Below are 26,026 nucleotides of genomic sequence, written 5' to 3' on the forward strand. Positions count from 1 at the left end.
GCTCCAAAGGCAACAAAAAAAAGACCAAATAAAACACAGGCTTGTGTTCACACTTGGACTTTACCCTAATACAGATCTGTTTCAATATCTTGACTGGATAAATTGGTTAATAATTCATTGGTAATCAGTTTTTGTAGCCGTTGTTTGAGTTCTCGAGCGGTCCTTCCGTCTGCGATATATCCCGATAGAAGCTTGTCTAGTTCTACTGCAAAAACTTGTTTTTCATCTGCCAAACTACGATATTTTGCAAAATGAGTCATGTTTAGCACATCATCAAAATCTAAAATGGGGTGAACCTGCACCAAAGGGAAATCCGTTTCCAACCCATCGCTGGTTGTAATCAAGAAATCAACCTCTAGTAAGTCTTCGACACTCTTGAATTGTTCAGTGGTAAAGACGGCTCCAATCTTCTTATCTGGCAAATGATGCTGGCATTGTTTATAAAGTAAGCGTTGGACTGACACCCCTTCATCACAGATTAAATAGACAATCTGTGTCTGTGCCTTGCGCGTCCCACTACGTCGAATAGCACCTCCTAGATGAATCGTCAAATAGGCAATATCTCCATCGGATAACTCAATCTGCCACTCCTCCTCCAAAATCTTTCCAGAAACCCGTGTCATAGCAAACAGGGTGCCGTATTTATCTTGGATTTGTTGGACCATTGGATTTTTAGATAGGATGCCGTAAGTTTTTCTGAACAACAGAGCCTTGCAATGTGCCAAGAGATGTTTGGCTAATTCGTCAGGATTTTCCAATTCAAATGGTGAATGTATCTCAAAATGATGAATAAATCGCTCTACCACACGCTTCAAGTCAATGAAATCTTGACTGAATACATGAACATCGCTATCCTTTCGATAGGATAGAAGTAAAATGGCAATCAGGGAGATTTCTATTTCATCCAATTTCAAATCAAAGGTTTGCAACAAGGCATCTTTCAATTCCTGAGCAACTCGGTACTCGATACGCTCTCGAACTTGTTCAAATTCTTTGAGAATGGCTCGTTCTTCCAAGTCATCCAGCTCCATATTGCGATAGCTAAGGAGCAAGAAAGGCAATACTTTGAGCATAAACTCGATTTCGTAGCGATTGATTTTCTTGCCCAGTTTCTTTTCTAACTGCGATACTTGTCCCTGTAAAAATTGTGCCATTTCTTCTGAGAAGAGCAACTGACACCCCACCAACTCAAATAACTTATCTTCTAGAACCTGCAAAAAACCTTTATTGGCGTCCAAGAAGATGGTATAGAGAAGCGAGTGGACATATTGGATTTTATTTAAAGGGTGACAAACCAGACTATAGCCCTGACTCTTAGACACATAGAGGGTCATCTTGTATTGTTCTTGAGCCAACTGGGTTCGAATTTCATTCAAATCATTTAAGACCGTGTTACGAGAGACTTCTGTCAACTCCATTAGCCGTTCAATGGTCACTCTTTCTGGTGTGATACAGATATATACCAACATCAGCTGAATGCGCTCAGGCATGCTCATGACGTAAGTGTACGAATCAATGGAATCGAGAAGATCTCGACAGGCTAGTTTTTGCGCTTCGGTAAGTCGAATACCGAGGCGAGGTAAACTTTCAATACTCTCTACAGTTGTTGGTAGGGCATCATTGATTTTTTCTAGATGGTAATAGATTTTTCGACGTGATTGTTGCAAACCCTTGGAAATAGCCATGATTGTCTCAGGTTCCTGTAGACCAATCAGGTACCTCAGTAGAGCGCAACTACTCTTATCTAATAACAAGATTCTCCTCCTCTTTCCCCCGTCCCGTTACTATCTTAACATAATTATCTGGGATATTCTAATAATTATTAAAATTCATCTGATTATTACTTGTTTTATATTGCATAAATATTTGTAGTTAGAATTAATAGATGCTTTTAATAATTTCTACCCGGGTAATCAGTTCTCCGTGCATGTTATCTATCCGAAGGGCAACATTTTTCAAATATACACAGGCACCAATAGCAATGGTTTTCTCTTCTTCATTGAGTTTTCGTGTCACAAAATCTCTCAAAGTCTCGCTACCTTCACTTGGAATTTTTACTCGTGCGATGATATTAGCCACTTTTACTTTCTGGCTGGCGCGCATGATAATATTATTGGAATCATCAAACTGAGTGAAGAGGTATTTTCTAACTGCAAATAGGATGGCGACCGAAATAATTCCAATCAGGTAATCACTACTAGAACCATGCTCTACAATCAGTTGGCGAGCAATGGCAACCAGGAGTACCTCAATCACGGTGCTAGGTGACTGTTTGCAAAGCATTTTGATAAATTCGACTCCGACCGCCAAGGTCATTGCACGACTCAGAAAATTTTGAATAAACGTATCCGCTTGAATATCACCAGCTAATGAGCTGAGTAGGTCTGCAAAAAGAAGCGTTGACAAGGCTAAAAGTGCTAAGCCAAGTATGGCAGATAAAATCAATTCTAAATAGTAGGCTGTCTCTGTCAGACTATCCTGTAAAAATTTCCTCATCTTTCTCCTCATCAAAAGGGAAAAAGCAGTTCTCCTTTTTGGGGAGTCTGCTACTTTTCCCTACTGTTTTTTCTCACACAAGAACTTAATGTGCATCACCCTTTTGTCCATAGTAGGCATTGGGACCATGTTTACGGAGGTAGTGCTTGTCCATGATATAGCTTGGCGCTGGCTCCACCCGTGGATTGATTTGTTCGGTGTAGCGGTTCATCCGAGCCACTTCCTCAAGGACAACACTATGGTAAACTGCCTGAGCAGGATCCTTGCCCCAGGTAAATGGTCCATGGTTACGGACAACAATGCCTGGAACGGCCACTGGATCAATGCCTCGGCGTTCAAATTCCTCGATGATGACTGCTCCTGTTTCTTTTTCATAGGCCGAGTTCACTTCCTCAGCTGTCAAGGAACGGGCACACGGTACTGGACCGTAGAAATAGTCCGCATGAGTTGTCCCATAAAATGGAATGTCACGACCAGCCTGAGCCCAACCCACTGCTTCTGTCGAATGGGTATGCACGACAGCATGTACGTTTGGCCAAGCCTTGTAGAGGGCAACGTGAGTCGCCAAGTCAGACGACGGGTTGAGATCGCCTTCTACCACATTTCCATCCAAGTCCGTCACCACCATGTTTTCTGGTGACAATTTTTCATAATCCACACCAGAGGGCTTGATGACGATACGACCAAGTTCACGGCAGACTTCTGATACGTTGCCCCAGGTAAACTTGACAAGTCCGTGGGCAGGTAGAGCGATATTGGCTTCATAGACCCGCTGACGCATTTCCTGTAAATCTTTTGGCATTAGTTTAACCCCGCTTTCTCAATCAATGGATAGAGGAAATCCTGTGCTTCCTTGATAGCTGCTCGTGTTTCCTCAACCGTCTCACAGTTTTCTGACCACATCTCAATCAAGAATGGACCTTGGTAGTTGGTCTTTTTCAAGACTGCAAACATATTGTCCCAGTCCACACAGCCCTGACCGAATGGGACATCACGGAATTGACCTTTGGAATTTTCAGTTACCGCATAGGTATCCTTGAGGTGAAGGGCTGCGATAGAACGGTGTCCCAGATAAAATTCGCTGTAAATGTCATTGTGCCAAGCAGACACGTTTCCAGTATCTGGATAGACAAAGAGATAAGGCGAGTCGATTTCTTTTTCAACGGCTAGGTATTTTTCAATGGAGTTGATAAATGGATCATCCATAATTTCAATGGCCAACATGACCTGAGCCTGTTCTGCCCAGTCGCAAGCCTGACGGAGATTCTTGATGAAACGCTCTCTAGTTTCAGCCGATTTTTCTTCATAGTAAACGTCGTAGCCAGCCAACTGGATGACACGTACGCCCAAATCCTGAGCCAGTTCGATACACTGTTTCATGGTTTCTAAGGACTTGGCTTCAAGAGCAGGGTCATTGGAGCCAAGCGGGTAGCGACGGTGACCTGAGAAACAAATGGTCGGAATGCGGACACCTGTTTCATAAATTGCTTTGACCAAGTCTAAACGCTCTTCCTTAGTCCACTCCAAACGAGCCAAACGAGCGTCGCTCTCATCCACCGACATTTCCACAAAGTCGAAACCTAATTCTTTGGCAAACTCCAAGCGTTCCTTCCATATGAAGTGTTTGGGCGTTGCCTTTTCATATATTCCGATTGGTCGTGCCATAGGCCTTACCCCCAGATACGACGGATTTCGTCTTTGAATTCACGCGCCGCTGCTGCTGGGTCGGCTGCTTCTGTGATACCGCGACCTGCGATAAAGGTGAAGACATCTACACCCTCGAAGAGTTTGAGGGTATCCACATCAAGACCACCTGTCACAGAAACGCGGAAGCCCATTTCAACCAATTTTTTCACTTTATTGAGGTCTTTTTCGCCCCAAGTTTCGCCAGCAAGAAGGGCGTCACGCGATTGGTGGTAAATCGCTTGGGAAATACCTGCGTCCAACCAAAGCTGAGCCTGTTCATAAGTCCAGTCACCATAGAGTTCGATTTGGATTTCCCCCTTGTCGCCACGAACTTCCTTGATAGCCTTCAAAGCAGCTTCCATAGTTGGAATAGTTGCTGAACAGATACAAGTCATCCAGTCCGCACCACGAACGGCATTGTTTTTGGCAACCGTACCACCCGCATCCGCACACTTGGTATCTGCAACGATAATTTTGTCTGGGAAGAGGCTGCGAAGCACTTCTACCAACTCGCTACCAACTTGAAGCAAACAAACGGTACCCGCCTCGATAACATCCACTTCATGACCAACGGAGACAGCTGCTTTAATCGCTCCCTGCAAGTCTGAATGGTCAAGGGCAACTTGTAAATTTGGAATATGTTTCATGTTTTTTCTCCTAACTTTCTAAATCTAAACCTTCTAGGTAAGGACTGGTTTTGGACTCTTCCACCATTGCCAAGACTTCCTCAGGAGTTTGACAAGCAATCAAACGCTCAATGGAATTTTCCAATTCAAAGAGGGCAATAATTTGTGGAATAGCTACGGATGTATGAATCTTTGGATCGGTAGCTGCAAGAGTGAGCAGAACAGACACTTCTTTCCCATCTGAGAAGACGACTGGTTTTGTCAAGGTAATCAAAGCAAAGGAATCCTTCAAGACGCCAACACCTGCTTGGGCGTGAGGCATAGCCATACCAGGCATGAGCACATAGTAGGGACCATATTCTTCTGTCGAGGCAATGATGGCATCATAGTATTCTTCTGTCGCAGCACCACTGTCAATCAGCGGTTCAACAGCCTTGTGAACAGCCTCCTGCCAGGTTTCCGCTGTCAATCCCAAACGAATGGAATTATTTTCTGTAAATGATTTTTGTAAATTCATAGTTTTTCCCTTCTACACGCTATATGAAAGAGGCTGGGCAGAAAGTCCAACCTCGCTTCTCAGAGTTCGTGTCAACATCTCAGCGCAGTGGTTGATTGGCAGATTTGTTCGTGTTTCACACTCCAAATCTGACCTAATCAACTGTGCGGGGGTGGGAAGACGAACTCTTTTTAGACTGGTCGAGTTCTTTCCCACTCCCTAACGGCTATTTATAGCACTGCTTGTAATTTTGTTTTGATTTCGTTGTCGTCCATGAGGTTGTCAAGACCAACCAAGTGACCTTTCGTGCGACCTTCCAACTCAGAAATCAAGTGGTTAGAGGCTACGACAATATCATATCCTGCCGCTAAACCTTTTGCTTCACCAACTGAGCAGGAAGCTGATTGAAAATCTGTTACGCCGAGTTGACGAAGGGCATTTTCTACCTTCATCTTGATGACCATAGATGAACCCATGCCATTTCCGCAGGCTGTTAAAACTTTAACCATAATTTCACTCCTATTTTATTTTTAATACATTATGTTCTGATTTTACAGACCAAGGATACTATTCTGCTTGTGCCTCGCCACGATAGTATGCTTCCTTATCTTTTGCTTTCGCAAATTGAAGTTGCGGAATAGCCAATAAGAAGAGGCAGACAAGAACATAACCAGCAATACCGAGGTACTTAAATGCAAATCCAAATGGTAACCATGGCACTTCGAAGTCAATGTTTCCGTGGTAACCACCGCTCAATTCAAGCAAGCCAACGCAGACTGCACCAAGAGCAACTTGAAGGACACCTGAGATGAAGGAAAGGATAGCTGCGGCTTTCCAACCACCACGTTTGTCAGCGTACACTGCGATAGCGGCATTGTCAAAGAATACTGGTACGAAACCGGTGATGATGAGGATTGGACTCTTGAAGACAATCAAGAGAACGATTGTAATCAACTGACCGATTAAACCGAAAGCAAAACCTGAAAGAACTGCGTTAGATGAACCGAAGCCGTAAGAAGCTGCAACGTCCACCGCTGGGAATGAACCAGGAAGCAATTTGCTTGAGATACCCTGGAAGGCATTTGTCAATTCTGCTACGAACATGCGGACACCTTGCATCAAAATGAAAAGATATACTGAGAAGGTGAAGGCTGTTTGTAAAACATACATGAAGAAATCTTGTTTAGCTGGGTTGTATGGAGCACCTGAAGTGATAACTTCTGGATTTGCCATGATTTCTGGACCCAAGATGAACAAAATCACACCGAAGAACACAAGCATCAAGGTTGCTGAAGCAACAACTGTATCGTGGAAGATGTTGAGGAAGCTAGGCAACTTCAAGTTATCCAAATTTTCTTCTTTTTTACCAAGTTTTGGTGCAATCTTGTCGACAAACCAGATAGCGAATTGTTGTTGATGACCGATGGCAAATCCACCGCCACCTGTCAATCGTTGGGTTGGTTCAACTGTCATATTTGAGCTGACTGCCCAGTAAATACCACAGATGATACCAATCGCTGCTGTACCGAATTGGTTACGAAGAGCTGGAATGAGGAAGAGCACCATCAATGAGACTGTTGCCGCTTGTTGTACCATGATGTGTCCAGTGATGAACAGAGTACGTACTTTTGTGACCTTACGTAATGCCACCAAGAGGATGTTGACACCGAAACCAATCAAGAGTGCTGTAGTGGCTGCTGATACGAAATCAGGGAACTCCTCAGCAATTTTCCCATTTGCTGCTGCAAGACCGAAGTAAGGGTCAATAACTGCCGCATCAATTTGGAACTTATAGTTCAAAGCCGCCAAAATAGGACGAAAGGTTGTTACTAAACCACCGGCTGCTACGTTCAAAATCATATAGCCAACTGTCGCTTTGATAAACCCTGCAAAAACATCATGAGGTTTTTTCTTTAGGAGAGCATAGCCCACCAATACTAAAAGACCTACGAAGAAGGCTGGATTCTGCAGGATATTCTGTGAGAACCAGTTTAATGGGGTTTGAAGGAAATCCATTTTTCATTCTCCTTTTTGAAATGATTTTTATGGTTTAATTATAATTTATGTAAGCGGAAACAAAAAGACCAAATAAAACACAGGCTTGTGTTCACTATTGGACTATTTCCGAACTTTAATGGCTGATTTAATCAGAATTCCTCCCTATAGTTCACCAGCCCATTTATTCTAATAATCAATAAATAGATGTTATTTTATCTAAAAAATTAGAAGAACTTCAAAAAAACATAAAAGAAGAGGTTGGTTTAAAACCAACCTCTTCTAGAGGGAAGTGATACTCTCAATCCTTGTATTTATAAGAGATTTACAAGGTTTTGAGTAGTGCTCCTCTGGAGAACCAAATATTATGACTCTGCCGATTTTTTATTTCTTCCTTGCGCAGCAACTGTCAATCCAAGTCCAACAAATCCGAGACCTAGAAGTGCCAAATCGCTTTGTCGGTCACCCGTAATCGGCAGACTCGCCTTGCTTGCAGCACTTTTCGCTTGTCCAGATGCTTGAGCAGTAGTAGAAAGACTCGGTTTTTCAGCCTCTTTCTTAACCTCCATACTGCCTTTCACAACAATACGTGTTTCGCTATCAACAACTGTTTCTGATAACAAGTTAGTAGCGACCACCATGCCATCAATCAAGACATCCTGATAAACCAGAACTTTCTTACCAGTTTTGCCTTCTTGAAGGACATGAGATTGATCGGTAGAGAGACTTGCATCATAGCGAATTTCCTCTACGATAGGAAGAATTTTTTCTTCTGTACGTTCCTTGGTAGTAAAGTCTAGACTTGGTTTTTCTTCAGCAGTAGGCGCTATATCTGGAACTGCCGTAGTGATGTAAGGCAAACGAATCACCGTTGCAGTCAATGGTGCAAGCACAACTGCATCATCTGTCAATGTCACACCTACCAAATCAGTCAGCGCTGCTATTCCAGCCCGCTTACCATCAACCAGTACTTGACCCTTCAGCAATTCTTTGTAACTATCAGAAAGAACAAAACTGCGCTCCTTGCTGTCTGCGTTAACAAAGACAGCATAGCGGTCCCCATTGCTTGCAATGGTTTGATAGGCAATGACCACATCATTTTTGGCAATACCATTTTGACCTGGAATTGAAATCAAGCTAACCTTCTGTTCAACTTCTTCTTTTGTTCCCAAACGGAAGGCATCTGTAGATTTGCGCAGGGCAATCAATCCTTTTGTAAAGGCCTGAGTACGGGTATTCTCTGGATAGAGCGCCTCATCTGTCGCTTTGGTCCAGTCAAACTTGTTGACTGCATCAGATGAATCGTAAGAATCATGAATGTAGTATGGATAGTCAAATGGCGTTCCATCTGCATTGGTCAACAAATGCGCCTTGTTTGGTACCTTGTCCTCTGTAACTGGCTCCTTGTAATCAGGATGGCGGAACTGTTTGGTCCGTCCATACTCCTGACCAGAATGGATAAACGGTGTTCCTTGAGCAGTCAAGACTAGCAAATTACCCAAGCGTTGACGTTGGTGAATTTCAGTATAGTTTTCAGCAACTGACGGATCCTTCTTGATGGACTGAGCGATAATATCAAAGAGGGTCAAGTTATCATGCGCAGCAATATACTGGATCACATCACCTGGATCATCTGCCAAGAAATTACCTGGTTGTGCCTTGATGTTATTGAAGACAGATTCTACACTCTTGGCACCGCCTGTGATAAAGGCTGGCTGACCTTCGTTTGGATAACCAGATTTAAGTGTATTGCGAATTTCATCTGAGAATACCGCAACCGTATCTGTTGAACTCATCCAGTCTTGGTCCGCTGGCTGAACAGGCTGATTGGCGTCGCCTGTAAAGGTTCTCCAACCTTCACCAAGCATAATGATGTTTGGATTGAGTTTTTGAGCCTCAGTAAAGGCCAGCTCAATTGCTTCGGCATCATGGTCACCCATCATATCGAAGCGGAAACCATCTACCTTAAACTCATCCACAAGATACTTGATGGAATCAACTAAGACACGACGGCTCATGTAGTGAGTGGTTCCCAGACGACCACCACCAAAGCTTGATTTAGCCGTACCATCTGCCTCCATGAAGTGATAATAGTTTGGCTCTAAATCTTCAAATAAGAAGGTCTTAGAAGTGTGGTTATAGACCACATCCAAAATCACACCCATGCCTTGTTTGTGGATTTCATTAACTAGGTTTTTGAATTCCTCGATGCGTTTCATTGGATCTGTCGGATCTGTAGAATACATACCTGTAAAGGCAAAGTAGCTCTGTGGATCATAGCCCCAGTTGTAGTTGCTGTTGCTAGAAGCATACTCACTCATCCGCTCTGCATTTTTCAATTCATTGACAAAATAGTAGCTCATAACTGGGAGCAGTTGAATATGAGTCACACCCAATTCCTTGAGGTAGCTGAGACGCTCTGCAAAGGCTGCGAAGGTACCGAACTGAGCTGTCAATTCATCAGAAATAGCAGGATCTGATGTGAAGTCACGAACATGTGCTTCATAGATAATCGCATCTTCACGCTGATTGAAGTTAGGAATTGTGGCATAGTCCAAATCGCTTGGACCAACTTCTGATGGATCCACAATCGCAGCTTTTGCAATACGATAAGATGGATCTGTATCTGCCAAATCACTATTCCACTCCGCTAAAGATTTAGCATATGGGTCTAAAACAAGAACAGATTGACCCCCGCGAGTGATTTCATAATGGTAGTAGTAACCACGATAGTCCGCTATACCAAGACCTGATTGACTGTTCAATTCGAGGTCCCATTGTCCCTTATCCCCCTTGGTCATGGCCAATTTACCGACCACCTTAGATTGATCATCCTTATCGTAAAGAACGACTGCCACACTGTCTGCACTTGGAGACCATAGGGTCATATCAACGACACTACCAGCCTGACGCACACGCGCACCAAGCTCTCCATCATAAGCATAGAGCTCATCCTTCAACTGCCAGCTCATAGTTGTTGTGAAGCTATCATTGCCATATTTGAGGGTATAGCCCGCATTTTCTTGGTTGAAATCCCCGAGGACTCGCACCTTGTTGCTGGTAAGGTCCAAGACAAGGTCCGTCACAGCAACTGTCTGACCATTCTTATCTGTTACAGACAATTTCTCCAAGATGCTATCCTTATCAGCACCTTCCAATGTTGTAAAGGCTGCTTCTAAGGCTGTTAGGCTAACGTGAGAAACACCTGTCACACGGACATTATTGACAAAATAAGGGTTGGTGTAAATAGTCGCATCATCATCTTTGAGGAAGATTTGTGTCTGATTTTTCAAATCTTTAAAGCTATAATCTTTCTGTTGAATCTTCACATCGTCTCCTGACTTGCTTTCATCCAATAGCAAGAAGCCAATGGAACTTGGTAAATCTGTCAATTTGACATCAATATAGGCACCGTACTTGCCTTGGTTTTCAAAATCAATACCATTTGGCCAGTCACCCAAGGTAAGGTCAGTCACATCACCCCAGATCCAGAGACCTTTTTGGTCATAATTGCCATCGGTACGGAAGTAATTGATACGGATGTAGCCTTCTTTGAGCGGTTGATAGAGGCTGAGTTGATAGTTTTCATCAAACCAAGCTTCATTCATCTTGGTGCTAATCCGTTCAATGGTCTTGTCACCTGTGATGTTATCACCAGAAGTGTTATTAATCAACAGACTAATCTTGCTGGCTGTTTCATCTTTCATCTTGATGTCCAGATAATAGCCATAGTCATCCTGTTTAGCCGTGCTGAAATTGGTTGCACCCGTTGGCCAAGCACCAAGATCTGACGATGGTTTTTCGACATCATCCCATGTCCATAAACCTAGGCTAGATAGATTGTCAGATGGTAGAGTTTTAAAGTGAACACGGAAGTAGCCTGCTTCAATTGGTTCTTCAGTCGCTCCTTGCACACTTGCATTGACGATGTCACCTGCTTCTGTCTGAAGGAGCATGGTGCCACCTTGACCGATAGTTGGAAGTTCGACTTGAACAACCCATTTACCATCTTTCTCGATAGCTTGATAAGATTTTCCTGTGTAGGCATCTGTTACAACCACATCTTTCCCAGATACTTCAAGCGCCATTTCCTTGTTCTCGGTATTGGTTGAGAAGACAAGATAGGTAGCTTGATCTTGGTAACTACGTTTGCTGATAAGCCAACCTTGGCTATCATTTCCAGCAAGTGTGCTTGTATCACCACGTGAGAGCAATGTTGAATTGGCATTGCGGAAAGCCAATAATTTCTGATAGTGGTTTGTGATGTCGCTAGTCTCTACCTTGCTCCAATCGAAATCGTACCGGTTGTCATAAACTGGCCAGTTGTTTTGTCCAGATTGACCCACTTCTTCACCGTAGTAGATAACCGGCTGACCTTTAGCAGTAATCAAAAGACTAGCAGCCAATTTCAGTTTGTCCAGATTTCCTTCTTTTTCTGCGCCACCGAGACTGTAGAGGAAACCATCTTCGTCGTGACTGCCCAAGAATTGACCCAGAGAAGCTGCACTAGTCAGAACCTTGCTACGTTCTTCCAGCTCTTTTCCAGCTGCTTTTAGTTGACCATTGACCAGATATTTGGCAATATCCTTGAAGCCAAAGTCCAACAAGCTGTCCATAGTACCGACTCCCAAGTCACCCTTGGTATCCTTATAATTCGCTCCCCAAGTTTCCCCAATCAAGTGGAAGTCAGGGTCTCTATCCACCAATTCATTTTTGAAATGTTGCCATGTAGTATCATCAACGTGTTTGACTGTATCGACACGGAAAGCATAGATAGAGTTGCCCTTGGCAGTTGTTGAGCGTTCCAACCAAGATGCCTGCCAAGCAACCAATTGATTGCGAACAGTTGCTTCTTCTGTCTTGAAGTCTGGTAATCCAGATAATGAGCCTAATTGGTCATCTCCCTGCTTGTCTTCTTCCTTAGTCCGTACCATACCTGCAAAGGTTTCTTCTGTACCATAGCCAGCATGGTTAAGCACCACGTCAACAACAATGTTTATACCTTTTTCGGCTGCGGCATCAATCAATTCGTGGAAATCAGCTAAACTTCCCAAATGCGGATTGAGTTTCTCAAAATTGGATGCCCAATAACCATGGTAAGCATAGTACTCTCCATCTGTTGCGCTACCGACATTCTGTGGAATATTTTCCACAATTGGTGTCAACCAGATAGAATCCACACCCAATTCTTTCAAGTAATCCAGCTTGGCTGTCACTCCTTTGAAGTCACCGCCTTGGTAAAGACCGCGTGGGTTGGAGGCCGTTCCTTCCACCAGCTTGTCATTGCTGGTGTCTCCATTGTAGAAACGGTCTGTCATCATGAAGTAGATGACTTGCTCGTCCCAGTCTTTTTCACCATCTGCCTTGATACGCTCCGTAATGGTCACATCCAATTTTGTTTCGTAGTAACCGTTGTCCTTGTCATAGACCTTTACAGGAAGACTATAGGTCCCTGGCGCTGTGCTAGACGTCGCTTTAATGGTCACACGATTGAGCTCAGTAGAGATTGGCACAAGACCTCCGCCGATGGCACTTGTATCGACTTCCATTTTGACAATCTCAGCATTTTCAGGGTTGGTGACAGTTACAGATACCAAGCCACTTTCATTGTAGTTGAATGGTGCTTTTATACTTGCTTCAATGGTTACATTTTTTGTTCCCGGAGTAGCTTTGCTTGTATCTAATTCTACTTTTTCTTCGATAAAGTATGGATTTGTGTAAACTTTGTCGTCACCGTTTCGAAGGAAAATTTGGCTATGCCGTTTACGATCTGCAAAGGCTAAATCAATGGTTTTATTGCCTGCTAGGTCTGGATTATTCTGATTGATTAGTAGAAATCCAAGCTTAGAATCTAAACCATTCGATAGAGGAATGTCAACATAGGCGCCGTATTTGCCAAGTTTAAAATCAACGGCACCTGTTGGCCAGTCGCTACTTGCTTCAGTCGTATCGCCCCAAGTCCAAACTCCCCAACCTTCATAATTATTGTCTTCACGGGTGTAGTTGATACGGAGGACATTTTCATCTTTAAGCGGCTCATAGCTAGAAACAGTATAATCACTAGCAATCCAAGCCTCATTTTGTTCCGGAACAAGAAGCTCCACTTTTTGGTCCGATTCTGTTATTTTTTCCCCATTCTTGAGAACCAGATAACCAATCGTTCCTGGTGTCTCAGATTTTTTAATATCAACGTAATGGCCGTAGTGATCTACCTGACTGCTTGAAAAATTCGCTGTATCCGTTGGCCATTGATTACCATCGGACGGCTCTGCCACTCCTCCCCAAGTCCAAAGTCCTTGACTTTCTGGTGCTGTTTCATCTACATTTTCAAAGTGCAGACGAATGCTGCCTTCTTCGATAGGTACTTCAGTTGCAGTTGTCGTATCTGCTACGGCTGCTCTTTCTTCCACAGGTGTTTTAGTAGTTGCCAGTGGATTCGCTGTTACAGTATCTGTTGTTGTTTCAACAAGCTCAGTGACTGCTGGAGCCTCAACTGTTTCAGATACTCCAGTAGGATGTGTAGTAGCACTAGTCCTGGCTGTTTCAACCGGTTGCTCTGAAACACTTGTAACAGTAGTCGCCACCACCTCTTCAGCATGGACCATATGACCTGTCCCAGACATCAAAAAGGCTGTCGCAATACCGACGGATGCAACTCCGATATTAAATTTACGAATGCTAAAAAATTGTTTTTTCTCAAACATGCCACTTGATTTCATCTCACGAATGGATTTCTTTTTCATAGACTCCTCCATATAAATAAGTTTGAATTGTACACTACCAGTATATACAATTCCAAGGAGTCTTTGCAAACGTTTTCTTAAATGTTAGCGGTAACAAGTTTTGAGCTACTCTCTAACAAAAATAGAATAAATAGCTCCCCCTTCTTTTGCTCCTAGACCGCCCATTGACCAAAAAAGAGACTACTGAGGTGTAGTCTCCCTTTCAATTAAGGTTGCCTGGCAGTAATGCCCCTGTCTAGCCAGAGGCTTGCCATCCAATATCGTCATTAAATGTTTGACGCTAAGAGCCCCCATTTGACGAATCGGCTGCTTCATCGTCGTCAAGGCTGGTCTGGACATCCTATCTAAAAAGAAGCCGTCAAAACCAATCACCCCAACGTCATTCGGAATAGACTTTCCTAGAGCTTGTAAACCTCTTGTAACCCCAAGAGCGAGACGATCCGATGCGCAGATAAAGCAGGTGTTTTCTGGTAAATAATCAAGATTTTTCACAAATTCTTCCGCAACACGAGAACGATTTTCCAATCGATAGAGATGAGTTTCTCGGCCCTGCATCGCATCTTTGTAGCCTTCTTCTCTCCCTTTTTCAAAGGCTTCTGGCAAGTCAATCCCTACAAAAACAATCCTCTCATAACCTTTTGATAAAGCAAACTGGGTTGCGGACCTAGTCGCCAAACGATTATCTGAATCTACAAAAGGAAGGCCTTCTTGATTCTCCCCAAATAAAATCAATGGCTTCCGCAGCCCTTTCAACCAGGGGTAGTCAGTCTTTCGAGCACCAGTCACAATGTAACCATCACATTGATCAGTAATCTGACTTGGATTGGTCACCAACTGCAAGGTATAATTTCGATGATTGAGCTCATCAGCGATTCCTGCAAGAAGGTCGATATAGTACGGCTCTACCACATCCATCTTTTCGAGAATGACAGCCTGAACAATCAGTGTCCGTTGCTGGGCCAAGGCCTTGGCCGCCACATTTGGCTTATAGTTTAATTCTTCCATCGCAGCTGTTACGAGCGTCCGCAGCTCTTGTGTAACTTGTTCTGGATGGTTGATGACACGCGAAACAGTCATCTTTGATACATTGGCTAACCTAGCCACATCGGCTAATGTCGTCATAGAACTCCTCCCTAATTCTATTTCTGTTGCTTATCTTTTAGCAAGCAAACAGTCAAAATTGTGCAAACGTTTTCTTTAGGTTATTATATACTATTTATTACTAAAAAGTAAAGACCTTTCGAATACATTTATCGTCATTTAGTTTTCCTTCTATTACTTCCTTAGCTCACCTTGCCTAACTTCATCTATGCCTGCGGCTCATCGCCTCGTGCTAAAAGTACTATATAAGAATACCCATTCCCTCTAAACAAAAAATACTCCAACCGCTAGACCAATCAATGTCTAACAATTGAAGTATCTTTGTCAAATTCTGTCCATTTTCTGTACGATTATGGAAATGAATAAGATAAATTAATTTGCTTAGCTTACTCAACATCTACCTTTTGAATGCGAGCTAAGAATTGCTTAGTACGTTCTTCTTGTGGACGGTCAAAAATGTCTTCTGGTCGACCTTCTTCGATAATCCGACCACCATCCATAAATATGACTCGATCAGCTACCGCACGCGCAAAGCCCATTTCATGAGTCACAACCACCATGGTCATGCCTTCTTTAGCCAACTGCATCATGACAGTCAGAACCTCTCCGATTAACTCAGGATCCAAAGCCGAGGTTGGTTCATCAAAATAGATGACCTCGGGATTGGTCGCAATGGCTCTGGCAATGCCGACCCGTTGCTGCTGACCTCCTGATAGCTGGCTTGGATAGAAACCATATTTATCAGATAGTCCCACCTTGTCCAAGGCTGCTTTACCGATTCTTTCAGCCTCTTGTTTGGGTACTTTCCGAGCCACAATCAGACCTTCCGTCACATTTTGTAAGGCAGTCTTGTTGGCAAAGAGATTATAGTTTTGAAAAACGAAGGCTGTGCGCTTGCGAATGCCTGCAATTTCCTTGTGGCTAATCTTAGCCAAGTCATAGCTGTCCTCACCGAAGACTAAGTGACCCGCGTCAGCTTTTTCCAAAAAGTTTAAAGAACGAAGAAGAGTCGTTTTTCCTGATCCAGACGGACCTAAAATGACGACCACCTCACCTGGATTAACCTCTACATCAATTCCTTTTAACACCTGCTGACCACCGAAGGTCAGCTTTACTCCATTTGCTTGAATCATCTGAACCTCCTAATAGACTGCCAACTTCTTCTCACCATAGGCTTGAAGCTTGGTCAAAATAGTTGAAAAGAATAGATAAACAAGGGCCACCTCACAATAGAGGGCAAAAGGTTCGTAGGTCCTTGCTGCAATCTGCTGAGTTGCCATAAACATCTCCAAGACGGTAATATTGGCAGCCAGCGATGTATCCTTGACCAATCCAATCAAGGTATTGGACAAGGGCGGGAAGGCCACTCGAAAGGCCTGCGGGAGAATAATCCGACGCATGGTCTGGGCAAAACTCATCCCGACAGAATAGCCAGCCTCCAACTGCCCCTTAGGCACGGACTCGATAGAAGCCCGTATGGTTTCCGCAGCGTAGGCACCTGTATTGACAGAAAAAACCAAAACCGCCGACGGAAAGGCATCCAAGACAATTCCTAGACTTGGTAGCCCAAAGAATATCACATAGAGTTGAACCAAGAGTGGTGTTCCTCGAACAACCCAAATATAGAAACGAGCCACTTGTTTGAGAATGGGAATCTGAGCAATTTGCACCAAGGCCGTCCCAATAGCAATTAACAAGCCAAAGGTAAAAGACAGGATTGTCAGTGGGATAGTCACCAACAATCCTGGAACAAGTATTTGTGAAAATGAATCAAGCAATAGTTGCCATACTCTTTCTGTCATTGTTTCTCCTGATTACTTAGCTTTTGATACGTCTTCACCAAAGTATTTGTTTGAAATTTCAGCTAATTTTCCTTCACTAGCCAATTCTGCCAAGGCTGCATCAATCTCTTTCACAAGATCTTCATTTCCTTTTGCAACTGGGAAGGCTGTTGTCGATACGTCATCCGTCAAGGTCACAACCTTAATCGGTGCATCAGCATGTTGTTTCACATAATCCAAGTACACCAAGTTGTCATTGATGGTAGCATCCACACGCCCTGTGTTCAACAATTCAACTGCCTGAGAGAATCCATCCACACCTACAACTTCTGCACCATTTTCACGCGCCAAATCTGCCCAGTTACTTGTCAAGCTGTTGGCAGATTTTTTACCAGATAAATCTGCAAAGCTTGTAATGTCAGTATTATCCTTCTGTGTTACCAAGGCTCCATAGATGTATGTATATGGTGTTGAAAAATCGTATTTTGCCTTACGCTCATCTGTAATACCGACTTGGTTAGCGATGGTATCAAAACGGGCCGCATCCAAACCTGCAATCATGGAATCCCATTCTGTTTCAACAAATTCCACCTTAACACCCAATTTCTCAGCAACGGCTTCGGCTACTTCTACATCATAACCGACCAATTTTCCGCTCTCATCGTGGTAAGAGTAAGGAGCATAGGCACCTTCAGTACCGATTTGAATAACGCCTTCTTCCTTAATTTGTGCCAAGAGGGTTTGGTCTGTACTATTCGATGTACCTGCAGATGAATTGCAGGCTGCTAACACGATACCCGCAAACAATAAACTTGTAAACATAGCTATTTTCTTCATAATTAAAACACACTTTCTTTTTCAGATTTTACAATAGTATCATGAATAACAATTTCCAGCCAATATATTTTTTCTATCAAGGACATTAAAAATTTTAATCAAGTATCGGAGCATAAAAAAAAGACCTACTCGGTCTTTATATCTCATATTAATTATACTCCAGCTGGTGGGTAAATATAGCTGACTGTTCCTTCACTAGTTGTTGTTGGATCAAAGAAACCTCGGACATTACTTGGGTAGTATACTCCACCATAGTTTGATTCCTTAACTTGAATGTGACCGTTAGCTGCCACATCTGTTACATAGGCAACATGACCGTAGCCTCCATCTGTCCATACAGCAATAGCGCCAACTTTTGGAGTAGTTCCCACTTCATATCCAAGCGCTGCCGCACTAGCTGCCCAATCTCCACCATTACCCCAATAGTTTCCAACCCAAGGAGCCATTTCTTTGGCACCCCAAGTACACTGACCAGCTGGATAGGTATTAGCCGTATATTCCACAGCAACCTCTGACACCATATTGGTAGCCAAAGCAGCCTTTGCAGCGGCAGCAGCTTTCTCAGCCACAATTTTTTCTGCAGCAGCTTTGGCTACTATTTTTGCAGCTTCAACCTTTTTTGTTAACGCTGATACTGTCGGACTATCGCTTATAACTGTGTCATCTGCACTGACATTCACCATTCCCAACCATAAAAGATTTCCTATGAGGGCTGTAAACAGTCCCAATTTGAATTGTTTTTTTATCATTTGATAACTCATAATATTTGATTCCTTCGTGTTTTTTCTGCCCTATCTATCCTAAGGGATAATCCTTGCAGAGAGCTTAAAGAAATGTAACAAATATTACAGATAACTTGCAATCTCTTAACAATCACAGTGTTCGGACTTTTTGTCAAAAAAACGACCTCCAATACGGAAGTCGTCTTCTTATTATTTACATTTATTTCACAACAATATTAACAAGTTTAGTTGGCTCCAACAGTCTGCGGATAGACTGTTGGAGGTTGGAAATAGACAAACAAACGAGGCAATCGTTACTTGGTAACGATATTGACAAGTTTGTTTGGAACCGTAATCACCTTCACCACTGTCTGCCCAGCAATTTCAGCTTGGACTTTTTCGTCCGCAAGGGCAACTTTTTCAAGCTCTGCTGGTGCTAGGTCTTTGGCTACGGTCAAGCGGGCTTTTACCTTGCCCTTGATTTGGACAACGATTTCCACTTCGCTTTCTACCAGCTTGCTTTCGTCATATGTTGGCCATGCGACATAGCTGATTGACTGACCTGTATTTGTCAGACCTTGCCAGAGTTCTTCTGCCAAGTGTGGCGCAAATGGGGCAATCAATTGGACAAAGCCTTTGGCGTATTCGACATAGAGCTTGTCTTCTTTGTTGGCTGCGTTGACAAAAATCATGAGCTGGGCGATAGCCGTGTTGAATTTCAGGTCTTCAATATGCTCTGTCACCGTCTTCACAGTTTCATTGTAAACTTTATCAAGCGCTCCGCTATTTTCCGCCGCAAGCTCCTTGGTCGTCAAGAGGCGATAAACACGGTCAAGGAACTTACGGCTGCCCTCGAGACCTTCTTCTGACCAGGCGATTGACGCATCAAGTGGGCCCATGAACATCTCGTAAACACGGAGGGTATCCGCACCGAACTGCTCGACCACATCGTCTGGATTGACCACGTTTTTAAGGGACTTGGACATCTTAGCAGGTGCCTGCTCCAACTCCTCACCAGTTTCGATGTTGAAGAAAGAACCATCACGTTTTTCAACTTTATCTGTCGCAACAAGGGCACCACGGCTGTCACGGTAGCTAGTTCCCAAAATCATACCCTGGTTAAATAGTTTTTGGAAAGGCTCTTTAGTCGGCACAACGCCAAGGTCATAGAGGAACTTGTGCCAGAAGCGAGCATAAAGCAAGTGAAGGACTGCGTGCTCGGCACCACCGATGTAGATGTCCACTGGCAACCAAGCTTTGAGAAGATCCTCGTCTGCCAACTTCTCATCATTGTGCGGGTCGATATAGCGGAGGTAGTACCAGCTAGAACCCGCCCATTGTGGCATAGTGTTGGTTTCACGGCGACCTTTAACGCCGTCTTCCCGCACCACTTCCAACCAGTCTGTCAAGTTAGCAAGAGGTGACTCCCCTGTACCTGAAGGCTTGATGTCTGAGGTTTTTGGCAATACCAGAGGTAACTCATTTTCTGGTACTGCTGTGGAAGTGCCGTCTTCCCAGTGGATGATTGGAATTGGCTCACCCCAATAACGCTGACGGCTGAAGAGCCAGTCACGGAGGCGGTAAGAAATTTTCTCCTGACCGAAACCATTTTCTTCCAACCAAGCCACCATTTTGGCAATAGCTTCTTCCTTGTTAAGACCATCTAGGAAATCCGAGTTAATGTGGGCACCGTCTTCTGTGTAAGGAGCTTCTTCTACATTGCCACCTTCCAGCACAGGAATGATGTCCAAGTTAAACTGCTTGGCAAATTCCCAGTCACGCTCATCATGGGCAGGAACAGCCATGATAGCACCTGTTCCGTAGCTAACCAGCACGTAGTCTGAAATCCAGATTGGGATTTCTTTGCCGTTTACAGGGTTAATGGCGTAGGCACCAGTCCAAACACCGGTCTTGTCTTTAGCCAGGTCAGTACGAGCCAGGTCTGATTTGAGAGAGGCTTGGCGTTTGTATTCTGCAACAGCTTCTGCTTGTTCAGCTGATGTGATACTATCTACCAAGTCATGCTCAGGGGCAAGGACTGCGTAGGTCGCACCAAAAAGAGTATCTGGACGGGTAGTAAAAACTGTGAAGTCCTTGTCTGTGTCCTTAATCTTGAAAGTCACATTGGCACCAGTTGACTTACCAATCCAGTTGCGTTGCATGTCTTTGATAGACTCTGGCCAATCAACTTCTTCTAAGTCATTAAGCAAACGCTCTGCATAGGCCGTGATTTTCAACATCCATTGGCGCATTGGCTTGCGGACAACTGGATAACCACCACGTTCAGACGTTCCGTCAGGAAGGACCTCTTCGTTGGCGATAGCTGTTCCTAATTCCTCTACCCAGTTAACAGGCACTTCTGCCTCATAGGCTAGGCCTTTTTCATACAACTTGGTGAAAATCCACTGGGTCCACTTGTAGTAGTTAGGGTCAGTCGTATTAACCTCGCGGTCCCAGTCGTAAGAAAAGCCAAGGGCGTTAATCTGACGTTTGAAGTTGGCAATATTTTCCGCCGTAAAGTCAGCTGGGTCATTTCCCGTGTCCATAGCGTATTGCTCAGCTGGCAGACCAAAGGCATCCCAACCCATTGGGTGAAGAACATTGTAGCCTTGGGCACGCTTGTAACGGCTGAGAATGTCCGTCGCCGTATAGCCCTCAGGGTGACCAACGTGCAAGCCCGCACCAGACGGATAAGGGAACATATCTAGGGCATAAAAGTTTGGCTTGTCCGCATCTGTTCCCGTCTTAAAAGTATGATTTTTTGCCCAAAATTCCTGCCATTTGGGCTCGATTTCCTTGTGATTGTAGAAGCTCATGTCATTTCTCCATGTCAATAAATTATCTTTACTATTATATCACGTTTTGGGGGAATTGGGAAAGACAAAAACAGCCAGTTTTCACTAGCTGTTTTCGCATTTTTACCAAATAATCACGCGGTCTTCTTTTGCACGCCACATGCCGTCGCCTTCTTGAACGCCAAATGTTTCATGGAATTCATCGAAGTTTGGCAACTGGATGTTGGTGCGTAGGTGACCTGGTGCATGGACATCGACACTAGCCAACATCTGCATGAACTCAGGACGGGCCTTCATTCGCCAGATGCGAGCAAAGTTAGTGAAGAATTCCTCTGCGGAGAAGTCATCTTCTGACTTGGCTGCTTCCAAGGCCGCTGCAATCCCACCAAGGTCAGCAATGTTTTCTGACACGGTCAACTTACCATTGATTTTGGCACCGTAAGAATCCTGACCTTCAAACTGGTCGATAACCTGCTGAGTACGAGCTTCAAAAGCTGCATAGTCTTCTTCTGTCCACCAGTTATTAAGGCTACCATGCTCATCAAAGGAAGCACCGTTTGAGTCAAAGGCATGGGAAATCTCGTGGGCAATAACCGCACCGATACCGCCGTAGTTAGCTGATGAAGACTGCTCCAGAGAGTAGAAAGGCGCCTGCAAAATGGCCGCTGGGAAGACAATCAAGTTCTTCTGTGGATTGTAGTAGGCGTTGACCATGTGAGCTGGCATGCCCCATTCCTTAACGTCCACAGGCTTGTTCCACTTGCTCCAAGTATAGCGAATATCCACCTTAATCAATTCAACAGCATTTTCCACCAAGGACTTGCTTGGGTCAACAATCTTCTTATAATAACGCTCTGGCAAGGCATCTGGGTAACCAATGTAAGGCTTGATAACATTGAGTTTGACAATGGCCTTGTCACGCGTTTCCTGAGCCAACCAGCCTGCCGTTTCCAAACGAGATTTGTAGACCTCAATCATCTTGGCAACTTTGGCTTCCACATCGGCCTTGGCTTCTGGTGAGAATTTTTCGCCAGCATACCAAAGACCGAGAGCTTGGTTAAAGTAGCCTTGTGCCAAGTTGTAGGCTGCTTTTTCTTGGTTTTGAGCCTGCGGTGTACCAGAAAGGGCACGGCTGTAGGCTCCTGCTAGAATACGGATTTCATCCGACAGGAAGGCTGTATAGGCTCCTGCCGCTTTCAAAATCAAGGTCGCCTTCAAAAGCTCCCAATTATCCGCACTGTAAATTTCCTTAGCAGCCTGCCAGAAGCGTTCCTCAGGCACAATAATCTTGTCTGGCACCTGTCCTAAAATCTCCTCAAAGAAAGCAGTCAGTGGCAAGTTTGGTGCCAAGGCTGCAAAGTCTTCCCATTGGTAAGGATGATAGAGTTTGGCATACTCTGACCCCTCTTCATTGGACAGAACATACTTAGCAACAATTGCATCCAAGGCCAAAACCTTGTCCAAGAGCTCTGCAATTTCCTCATCGCTAAAGCCAAATTTAGGCAAGAGAGTCTCCTGACACTCCCGCCAAGTCTTGAGTAATTCTGCTCCTTTTTCATGACCTTCTTCATAGTAGGTCGTATCTGGTAAGATGGTCGCTATGCCATAAGCCCACAGAACATTGGTTTGGGCATCCATAAAGTCAGGTGCCACACCAAAAGGCATGAGGTTTGGCTTGCCTGCCAACTCATATTCTGCCAGCTTGCTGGTAAATTCTTCGAAAGAGTTGAGAGCCTTGTACTCTGCAATTAAGGCTTGTGCTGGTTCTGCTCCCAAACGGTCACGGGTTGCATAGTCGGCTACTTGTTTGTGAAAGGCCACAAAGTTTTGCAAAACGCTATCTTCTGGGACGTTTTCTCCCGCCAACCAAGCATTGGTCGTGTCAATCATGAGCTTTTCAATCTCGTCCGCCAGGTCTGAGAAACCACCTGTTCTTGGCTTGTCATCTGGAATCACGGCTGTTTTTGCCCATTCACCATTGACGTATTCGTAAAAATCATCTTGTAAACGTGTCATTGATTTTCTCCTTTGGCTTTCTTAATGACTATAATAACAAAAAATTCTGATAATTTCACTTATCAGATGACCGTGACCAAGTATTTTTTAAAATAATACTCGAGCAAACCACAAGAAGGCTGACAACGGCACAGGTCCCTGACATGGTTAAATCCAGTTGATTGGCCACTAAAAAACCTAGCACAACCGTTAAAATAGCGATACCTTGCCCTAAAAGAAGCAATTGCCAAAAGGATTTGACCCAACGTAGGGCAGCCATACTTGGTGCCACCAAGAAAACAATAACAGTCATCGAGCCAATCGCTTCAAAGGCCAGAACAGTAGTTAAGGAAACTAGAATCAAAATAACCATTTCTAACATCCTTGTTCGTAAGCCAGACAAACGAGCATGGTTGCTGTCAAATAGGTACACTTGTAAACGATGGTAAGCCCACGCAAAAAATAGAACAATAACCAACCAAGCCAAACTCGACTTGACCAGACTAACAGGGAGTGACCAGGCTAGAACATCCATACGATGGAGCGGAGCAAAAAGTACTTCCCCCTGCAAAACCAGATCCACATCCAAATGAACATTGCGAGCAAAAAGAGAAATAAGTAAAACCGCCACCGCAAAAAAGAAAGAAAAAACTAGACCTGTTGCGGCATCATGCGCTATCTTTCGACTATGCAGACGGTCAATGGCAAGAACCGATAATAACCCAAACAGACTGGCACCAACTATTAGCAACGGCGAATCCAAACTATGACTAATAAAAAATCCCAGAACAATCCCAAGCAAGACAGAATGCGATAGCGCATCTGCCAACATCGATTGATTTTTTACAACCAGTATCGAGCCGAGCAAGCCACAAGAACTAGCAATAACCATCAAAATGAGTAATACTTCAAACACGACCATTCTCCTTTCTGACATAGGTAACATACACAAATGCAGATAGGGTCAGACCTGTCAGACAGACGATAATAGTCGGTCCGGTCGACAAGCCAGATACACTAGAGCTAATCCAGGTCCCTACAAAAGCCGACCCAATTGCAACGATTCCTGCCAGTAACAGACTCTTGTGATACGATTTTCCCAGCATCAAGCCAAAGACAGCTGGCGCAATCAAAAAACTACTCATCAAAATAGCTCCGACTAACTTTAATCCTACTGCAATTAGGCAAATCATCAAAAACATCGTCAACTGCTGTAAGTACTTTACACGAACACCAATAACCCTTGCAAAAGTTTGATCAAACAGATACAGCTTATAGTCTTGATAAAAGAAAGTAAACAATGCCAAAGCCAATAGAGAAATAATTCCGATGAGTATCACATCATCCAGCTGAATAAAGGCTGCCTGTCCAAATAGATAGGTTTGCAATCCAGCCTGGGAAGACCCTGCAAAGGCTTCATTTCCCTGAATAGCATTTTTCAAGACCATTCCCAAACCAAAGAAAGAAGCAGACACCAATGAAAGGGCATTGACTAGACTGTGACCACCTTTTCGACACAGCCAATGGACAAGTGCATAAGAAAGGTAGCCTGACAACACTGCTCCTAACAGCAAGTAGAGAGGATGTCGCGACTGAAAAACCATGAAAGAGACAATCACTCCAGGATAAGAAGCATGCCCAAGAGCATCCCCAAGCAAACTCTGTTTAGTAAGAACAGATATACTTCCGATAGTACTGGCTGCCACAGCTAGGCTAACGGTCCCTAAAGCAACTGTCCAGAAAGAATACTCTTTGAAAACCTCAAACATGACTGCCTCCTTTGGCATTTCCTAGAAACAGCCCATTTCCTATACCGTAGGTCGCCTGATAATTCTCGCTTGTCAAAGTCTCATCCATCGGACCAAAATCAATCACATGCTTATGAAGCCAGACAAGGTGATCAAAGTAGGCATCCAGCGTCGTTAAGTCATGATGAATGACAATGGAAGTTTTCCCTTCACATTGGAACTCCTTGAGCATATCCATGATCATGATTTCTGTTGCCTGATCAATCCCTGCCAGAGGCTCATCCATAAGATACAATTCTGCTTCCTGTGCCAGGGCTCTGGCTAAAAATACCCGCTGACGCTGCCCACCTGAAAGCTGATCAATCTGACGATGGCGTAAATCCGCAATTTTTAACCGCTCTAGAGCCTGCTCAACAATCTGTCTATCAGCCTTAGTCGGTCTTCTAAACATCCCCTTACTATGAGCGAAGCGTCCCATCAGAACAATTTCAAAAACTGTTGCAGGAAATTGCCAGTTTACTTGACTGGATTGGGGAATATAGGCTACTTTTTGAGCAATCAACCTCTCTAGACCTGCCTCCTGACCAAGCAAGCGAACCTGTCCTGTGATAGGTTTTTCCAACCCCAAAATGACCTTGAATAGACTGGACTTCCCAGCACCATTCGGCCCAACAATAGCCGTCCGACTCCCTCTGGGAATCACCAAATTGACATCTTCTAAAGCCATGGTCTGGCTGGCTGAATATGCTAAATTGACATCTTTTAATTCAATGATTGCTGACATATTTCCTCCTATTTTTAAAAATGATATGCCTCATTCATACTCAATGAAAATCAAAACCAGACCAACCTACCAAGCTGAGAAAGTCGATAAGATTAAGATACCGTACCAACAAATTGCTGGCAAACCCTATACATCGCTTATTTCAACACATCAGTACATGAATTTGATTTTCGCAGAGCACCAATGCTTCCTTTAATCGTATGTTTATAAATCTGTTAAAA

General features: G+C 43.9%; 20 protein-coding genes. 1 reads left to right on the forward strand and 19 read right to left on the reverse strand.

What is annotated here, in order from left to right:
* Positions 1-65: 65 nt before the first annotated feature.
* The 19 genes from ODU37_RS02225 to ODU37_RS02315 all read right to left on the reverse strand — a co-directional run bounded on the left by ODU37_RS02225 (position 66) and on the right by ODU37_RS02315 (position 25,805).
* On the reverse strand, positions 66-1,754 hold the full coding sequence (locus tag ODU37_RS02225; RefSeq protein ID WP_024405421.1) for a transcription antiterminator: 1,689 nt from the start codon (positions 1,752-1,754) through the stop codon (positions 66-68).
* A gap of 124 nt (positions 1,755-1,878) precedes the next feature.
* The gene (locus ODU37_RS02230; RefSeq protein ID WP_012775380.1) at positions 1,879-2,496 is read right to left on the reverse strand and encodes a hypothetical protein; all 618 of its coding nucleotides are present in this window, start codon (positions 2,494-2,496) and stop codon (positions 1,879-1,881) included.
* Positions 2,497-2,581: 85 nt separating this feature from the next.
* Positions 2,582-3,298, reverse strand: coding sequence for an L-ribulose-5-phosphate 4-epimerase (locus ODU37_RS02235; protein WP_029187127.1), 717 nt, complete (start codon positions 3,296-3,298; stop codon positions 2,582-2,584).
* The gene (locus ODU37_RS02240) at positions 3,298-4,161 is read right to left on the reverse strand and encodes an L-ribulose-5-phosphate 3-epimerase (protein ID WP_249562298.1); all 864 of its coding nucleotides are present in this window, start codon (positions 4,159-4,161) and stop codon (positions 3,298-3,300) included. Before ODU37_RS02240 ends, ODU37_RS02235 begins: the two co-directional genes overlap by 1 nt.
* A gap of 5 nt (positions 4,162-4,166) precedes the next feature.
* Positions 4,167-4,829, reverse strand: coding sequence for a 3-keto-L-gulonate-6-phosphate decarboxylase UlaD (locus tag ODU37_RS02245; RefSeq protein ID WP_024388504.1), 663 nt, complete (start codon positions 4,827-4,829; stop codon positions 4,167-4,169).
* A gap of 10 nt (positions 4,830-4,839) precedes the next feature.
* Complete coding sequence (locus ODU37_RS02250) at positions 4,840-5,325, reverse strand: PTS sugar transporter subunit IIA (RefSeq protein WP_004194423.1); 486 nt, start codon at positions 5,323-5,325, stop codon at positions 4,840-4,842.
* A 209-nt stretch (positions 5,326-5,534) separates the two neighbouring features.
* Entirely contained in the window at positions 5,535-5,813 is a 279-nt protein-coding gene (locus tag ODU37_RS02255) for a PTS sugar transporter subunit IIB (protein ID WP_009910950.1), read from the reverse strand.
* A 58-nt stretch (positions 5,814-5,871) separates the two neighbouring features.
* The gene (locus ODU37_RS02260; protein WP_024388503.1) at positions 5,872-7,320 is read right to left on the reverse strand and encodes a PTS ascorbate transporter subunit IIC; all 1,449 of its coding nucleotides are present in this window, start codon (positions 7,318-7,320) and stop codon (positions 5,872-5,874) included.
* A gap of 344 nt (positions 7,321-7,664) precedes the next feature.
* A complete protein-coding gene (locus ODU37_RS02265; RefSeq protein ID WP_398580412.1) occupies positions 7,665-14,042 on the reverse strand; it encodes a pullulanase in 6,378 nt (2,125 codons plus the stop codon).
* A gap of 180 nt (positions 14,043-14,222) precedes the next feature.
* On the reverse strand, positions 14,223-15,164 hold the full coding sequence (locus ODU37_RS02270) for a LacI family DNA-binding transcriptional regulator (protein WP_249562300.1): 942 nt from the start codon (positions 15,162-15,164) through the stop codon (positions 14,223-14,225).
* Between the two features lie 365 nt (positions 15,165-15,529).
* Positions 15,530-16,276, reverse strand: coding sequence for an amino acid ABC transporter ATP-binding protein (locus ODU37_RS02275; protein WP_024414562.1), 747 nt, complete (start codon positions 16,274-16,276; stop codon positions 15,530-15,532).
* Between the two features lie 9 nt (positions 16,277-16,285).
* A complete protein-coding gene (locus tag ODU37_RS02280) occupies positions 16,286-16,945 on the reverse strand; it encodes an amino acid ABC transporter permease (RefSeq protein ID WP_012027947.1) in 660 nt (219 codons plus the stop codon).
* 12 nt (positions 16,946-16,957) lie between these two features.
* Positions 16,958-17,746, reverse strand: a complete 789-nt coding sequence (locus tag ODU37_RS02285) for an amino acid ABC transporter substrate-binding protein (RefSeq protein ID WP_023371758.1) — start codon at positions 17,744-17,746, stop codon at positions 16,958-16,960.
* Positions 17,747-17,913: 167 nt separating this feature from the next.
* Complete coding sequence (locus tag ODU37_RS02290) at positions 17,914-18,522, reverse strand: CHAP domain-containing protein (protein ID WP_249562301.1); 609 nt, start codon at positions 18,520-18,522, stop codon at positions 17,914-17,916.
* Between the two features lie 275 nt (positions 18,523-18,797).
* Entirely contained in the window at positions 18,798-21,299 is a 2,502-nt protein-coding gene (gene leuS, locus ODU37_RS02295) for a leucine--tRNA ligase (RefSeq protein ID WP_249562302.1), read from the reverse strand.
* Between the two features lie 102 nt (positions 21,300-21,401).
* Positions 21,402-23,294: a M13 family metallopeptidase gene (locus ODU37_RS02300; protein WP_249562303.1), complete on the reverse strand. Its 1,893-nt coding sequence runs from the start codon at positions 23,292-23,294 to the stop codon at positions 21,402-21,404.
* 55 nt (positions 23,295-23,349) lie between these two features.
* Positions 23,350-24,189, reverse strand: coding sequence for a metal ABC transporter permease (locus ODU37_RS02305; protein WP_202846618.1), 840 nt, complete (start codon positions 24,187-24,189; stop codon positions 23,350-23,352).
* Complete coding sequence (locus ODU37_RS02310; RefSeq protein WP_105159052.1) at positions 24,182-25,042, reverse strand: metal ABC transporter permease; 861 nt, start codon at positions 25,040-25,042, stop codon at positions 24,182-24,184. The genes ODU37_RS02305 and ODU37_RS02310 overlap by 8 nt, the downstream gene beginning before the upstream one ends.
* Positions 25,035-25,805: a metal ABC transporter ATP-binding protein gene (locus ODU37_RS02315; protein ID WP_105159053.1), complete on the reverse strand. Its 771-nt coding sequence runs from the start codon at positions 25,803-25,805 to the stop codon at positions 25,035-25,037. Before ODU37_RS02315 ends, ODU37_RS02310 begins: the two co-directional genes overlap by 8 nt.
* A 43-nt stretch (positions 25,806-25,848) precedes the next feature.
* On the opposite strand from ODU37_RS02315, the gene ODU37_RS02320 reads away from it, so the two are divergent.
* On the forward strand, positions 25,849-26,001 hold the full coding sequence (locus ODU37_RS02320) for a hypothetical protein (RefSeq protein WP_238143170.1): 153 nt from the start codon (positions 25,849-25,851) through the stop codon (positions 25,999-26,001).
* Positions 26,002-26,026 lie beyond the last annotated feature (25 nt).

Source organism: Streptococcus sp. 2021WUSS109 (assembly GCF_044427305.1).
GTDB classification, from domain to species: Bacteria; Bacillota; Bacilli; order Lactobacillales; family Streptococcaceae; genus Streptococcus; species Streptococcus suis.

Bases quoted from the DNA above. Each gene is read 5' to 3' on its own strand.
- ODU37_RS02230 (WP_012775380.1), bottom strand. From the start codon at position 2,496: ATGAGGAAATTTTTACAGGATAGTCTGACAGAGACAGCCTACTATTTA.
- ODU37_RS02235 (WP_029187127.1), bottom strand. From the start codon at position 3,298: ATGCCAAAAGATTTACAGGAAATGCGTCAGCGGGTCTATGAAGCCAAT.
- ODU37_RS02240 (WP_249562298.1), bottom strand. From the start codon at position 4,161: ATGGCACGACCAATCGGAATATATGAAAAGGCAACGCCCAAACACTTC.
- ODU37_RS02245 (WP_024388504.1), bottom strand. From the start codon at position 4,829: ATGAAACATATTCCAAATTTACAAGTTGCCCTTGACCATTCAGACTTG.
- ODU37_RS02250 (WP_004194423.1), bottom strand. From the start codon at position 5,325: ATGAATTTACAAAAATCATTTACAGAAAATAATTCCATTCGTTTGGGA.
- ODU37_RS02255 (WP_009910950.1), bottom strand. From the start codon at position 5,813: ATGGTTAAAGTTTTAACAGCCTGCGGAAATGGCATGGGTTCATCTATG.
- ODU37_RS02260 (WP_024388503.1), bottom strand. From the start codon at position 7,320: ATGGATTTCCTTCAAACCCCATTAAACTGGTTCTCACAGAATATCCTG.
- ODU37_RS02265 (WP_398580412.1), bottom strand. From the start codon at position 14,042: ATGAAAAAGAAATCCATTCGTGAGATGAAATCAAGTGGCATGTTTGAG.
- ODU37_RS02270 (WP_249562300.1), bottom strand. From the start codon at position 15,164: ATGACGACATTAGCCGATGTGGCTAGGTTAGCCAATGTATCAAAGATG.
- ODU37_RS02275 (WP_024414562.1), bottom strand. From the start codon at position 16,276: ATGATTCAAGCAAATGGAGTAAAGCTGACCTTCGGTGGTCAGCAGGTG.
- ODU37_RS02280 (WP_012027947.1), bottom strand. From the start codon at position 16,945: ATGACAGAAAGAGTATGGCAACTATTGCTTGATTCATTTTCACAAATA.
- ODU37_RS02285 (WP_023371758.1), bottom strand. From the start codon at position 17,746: ATGTTTACAAGTTTATTGTTTGCGGGTATCGTGTTAGCAGCCTGCAAT.
- ODU37_RS02290 (WP_249562301.1), bottom strand. From the start codon at position 18,522: ATGAGTTATCAAATGATAAAAAAACAATTCAAATTGGGACTGTTTACA.
- leuS (WP_249562302.1), bottom strand. From the start codon at position 21,299: ATGAGCTTCTACAATCACAAGGAAATCGAGCCCAAATGGCAGGAATTT.
- ODU37_RS02300 (WP_249562303.1), bottom strand. From the start codon at position 23,294: ATGACACGTTTACAAGATGATTTTTACGAATACGTCAATGGTGAATGG.
- ODU37_RS02310 (WP_105159052.1), bottom strand. From the start codon at position 25,042: ATGTTTGAGGTTTTCAAAGAGTATTCTTTCTGGACAGTTGCTTTAGGG.
- ODU37_RS02315 (WP_105159053.1), bottom strand. From the start codon at position 25,805: ATGTCAGCAATCATTGAATTAAAAGATGTCAATTTAGCATATTCAGCC.
- ODU37_RS02320 (WP_238143170.1), top strand. From the start codon at position 25,849: ATGAAAATCAAAACCAGACCAACCTACCAAGCTGAGAAAGTCGATAAG.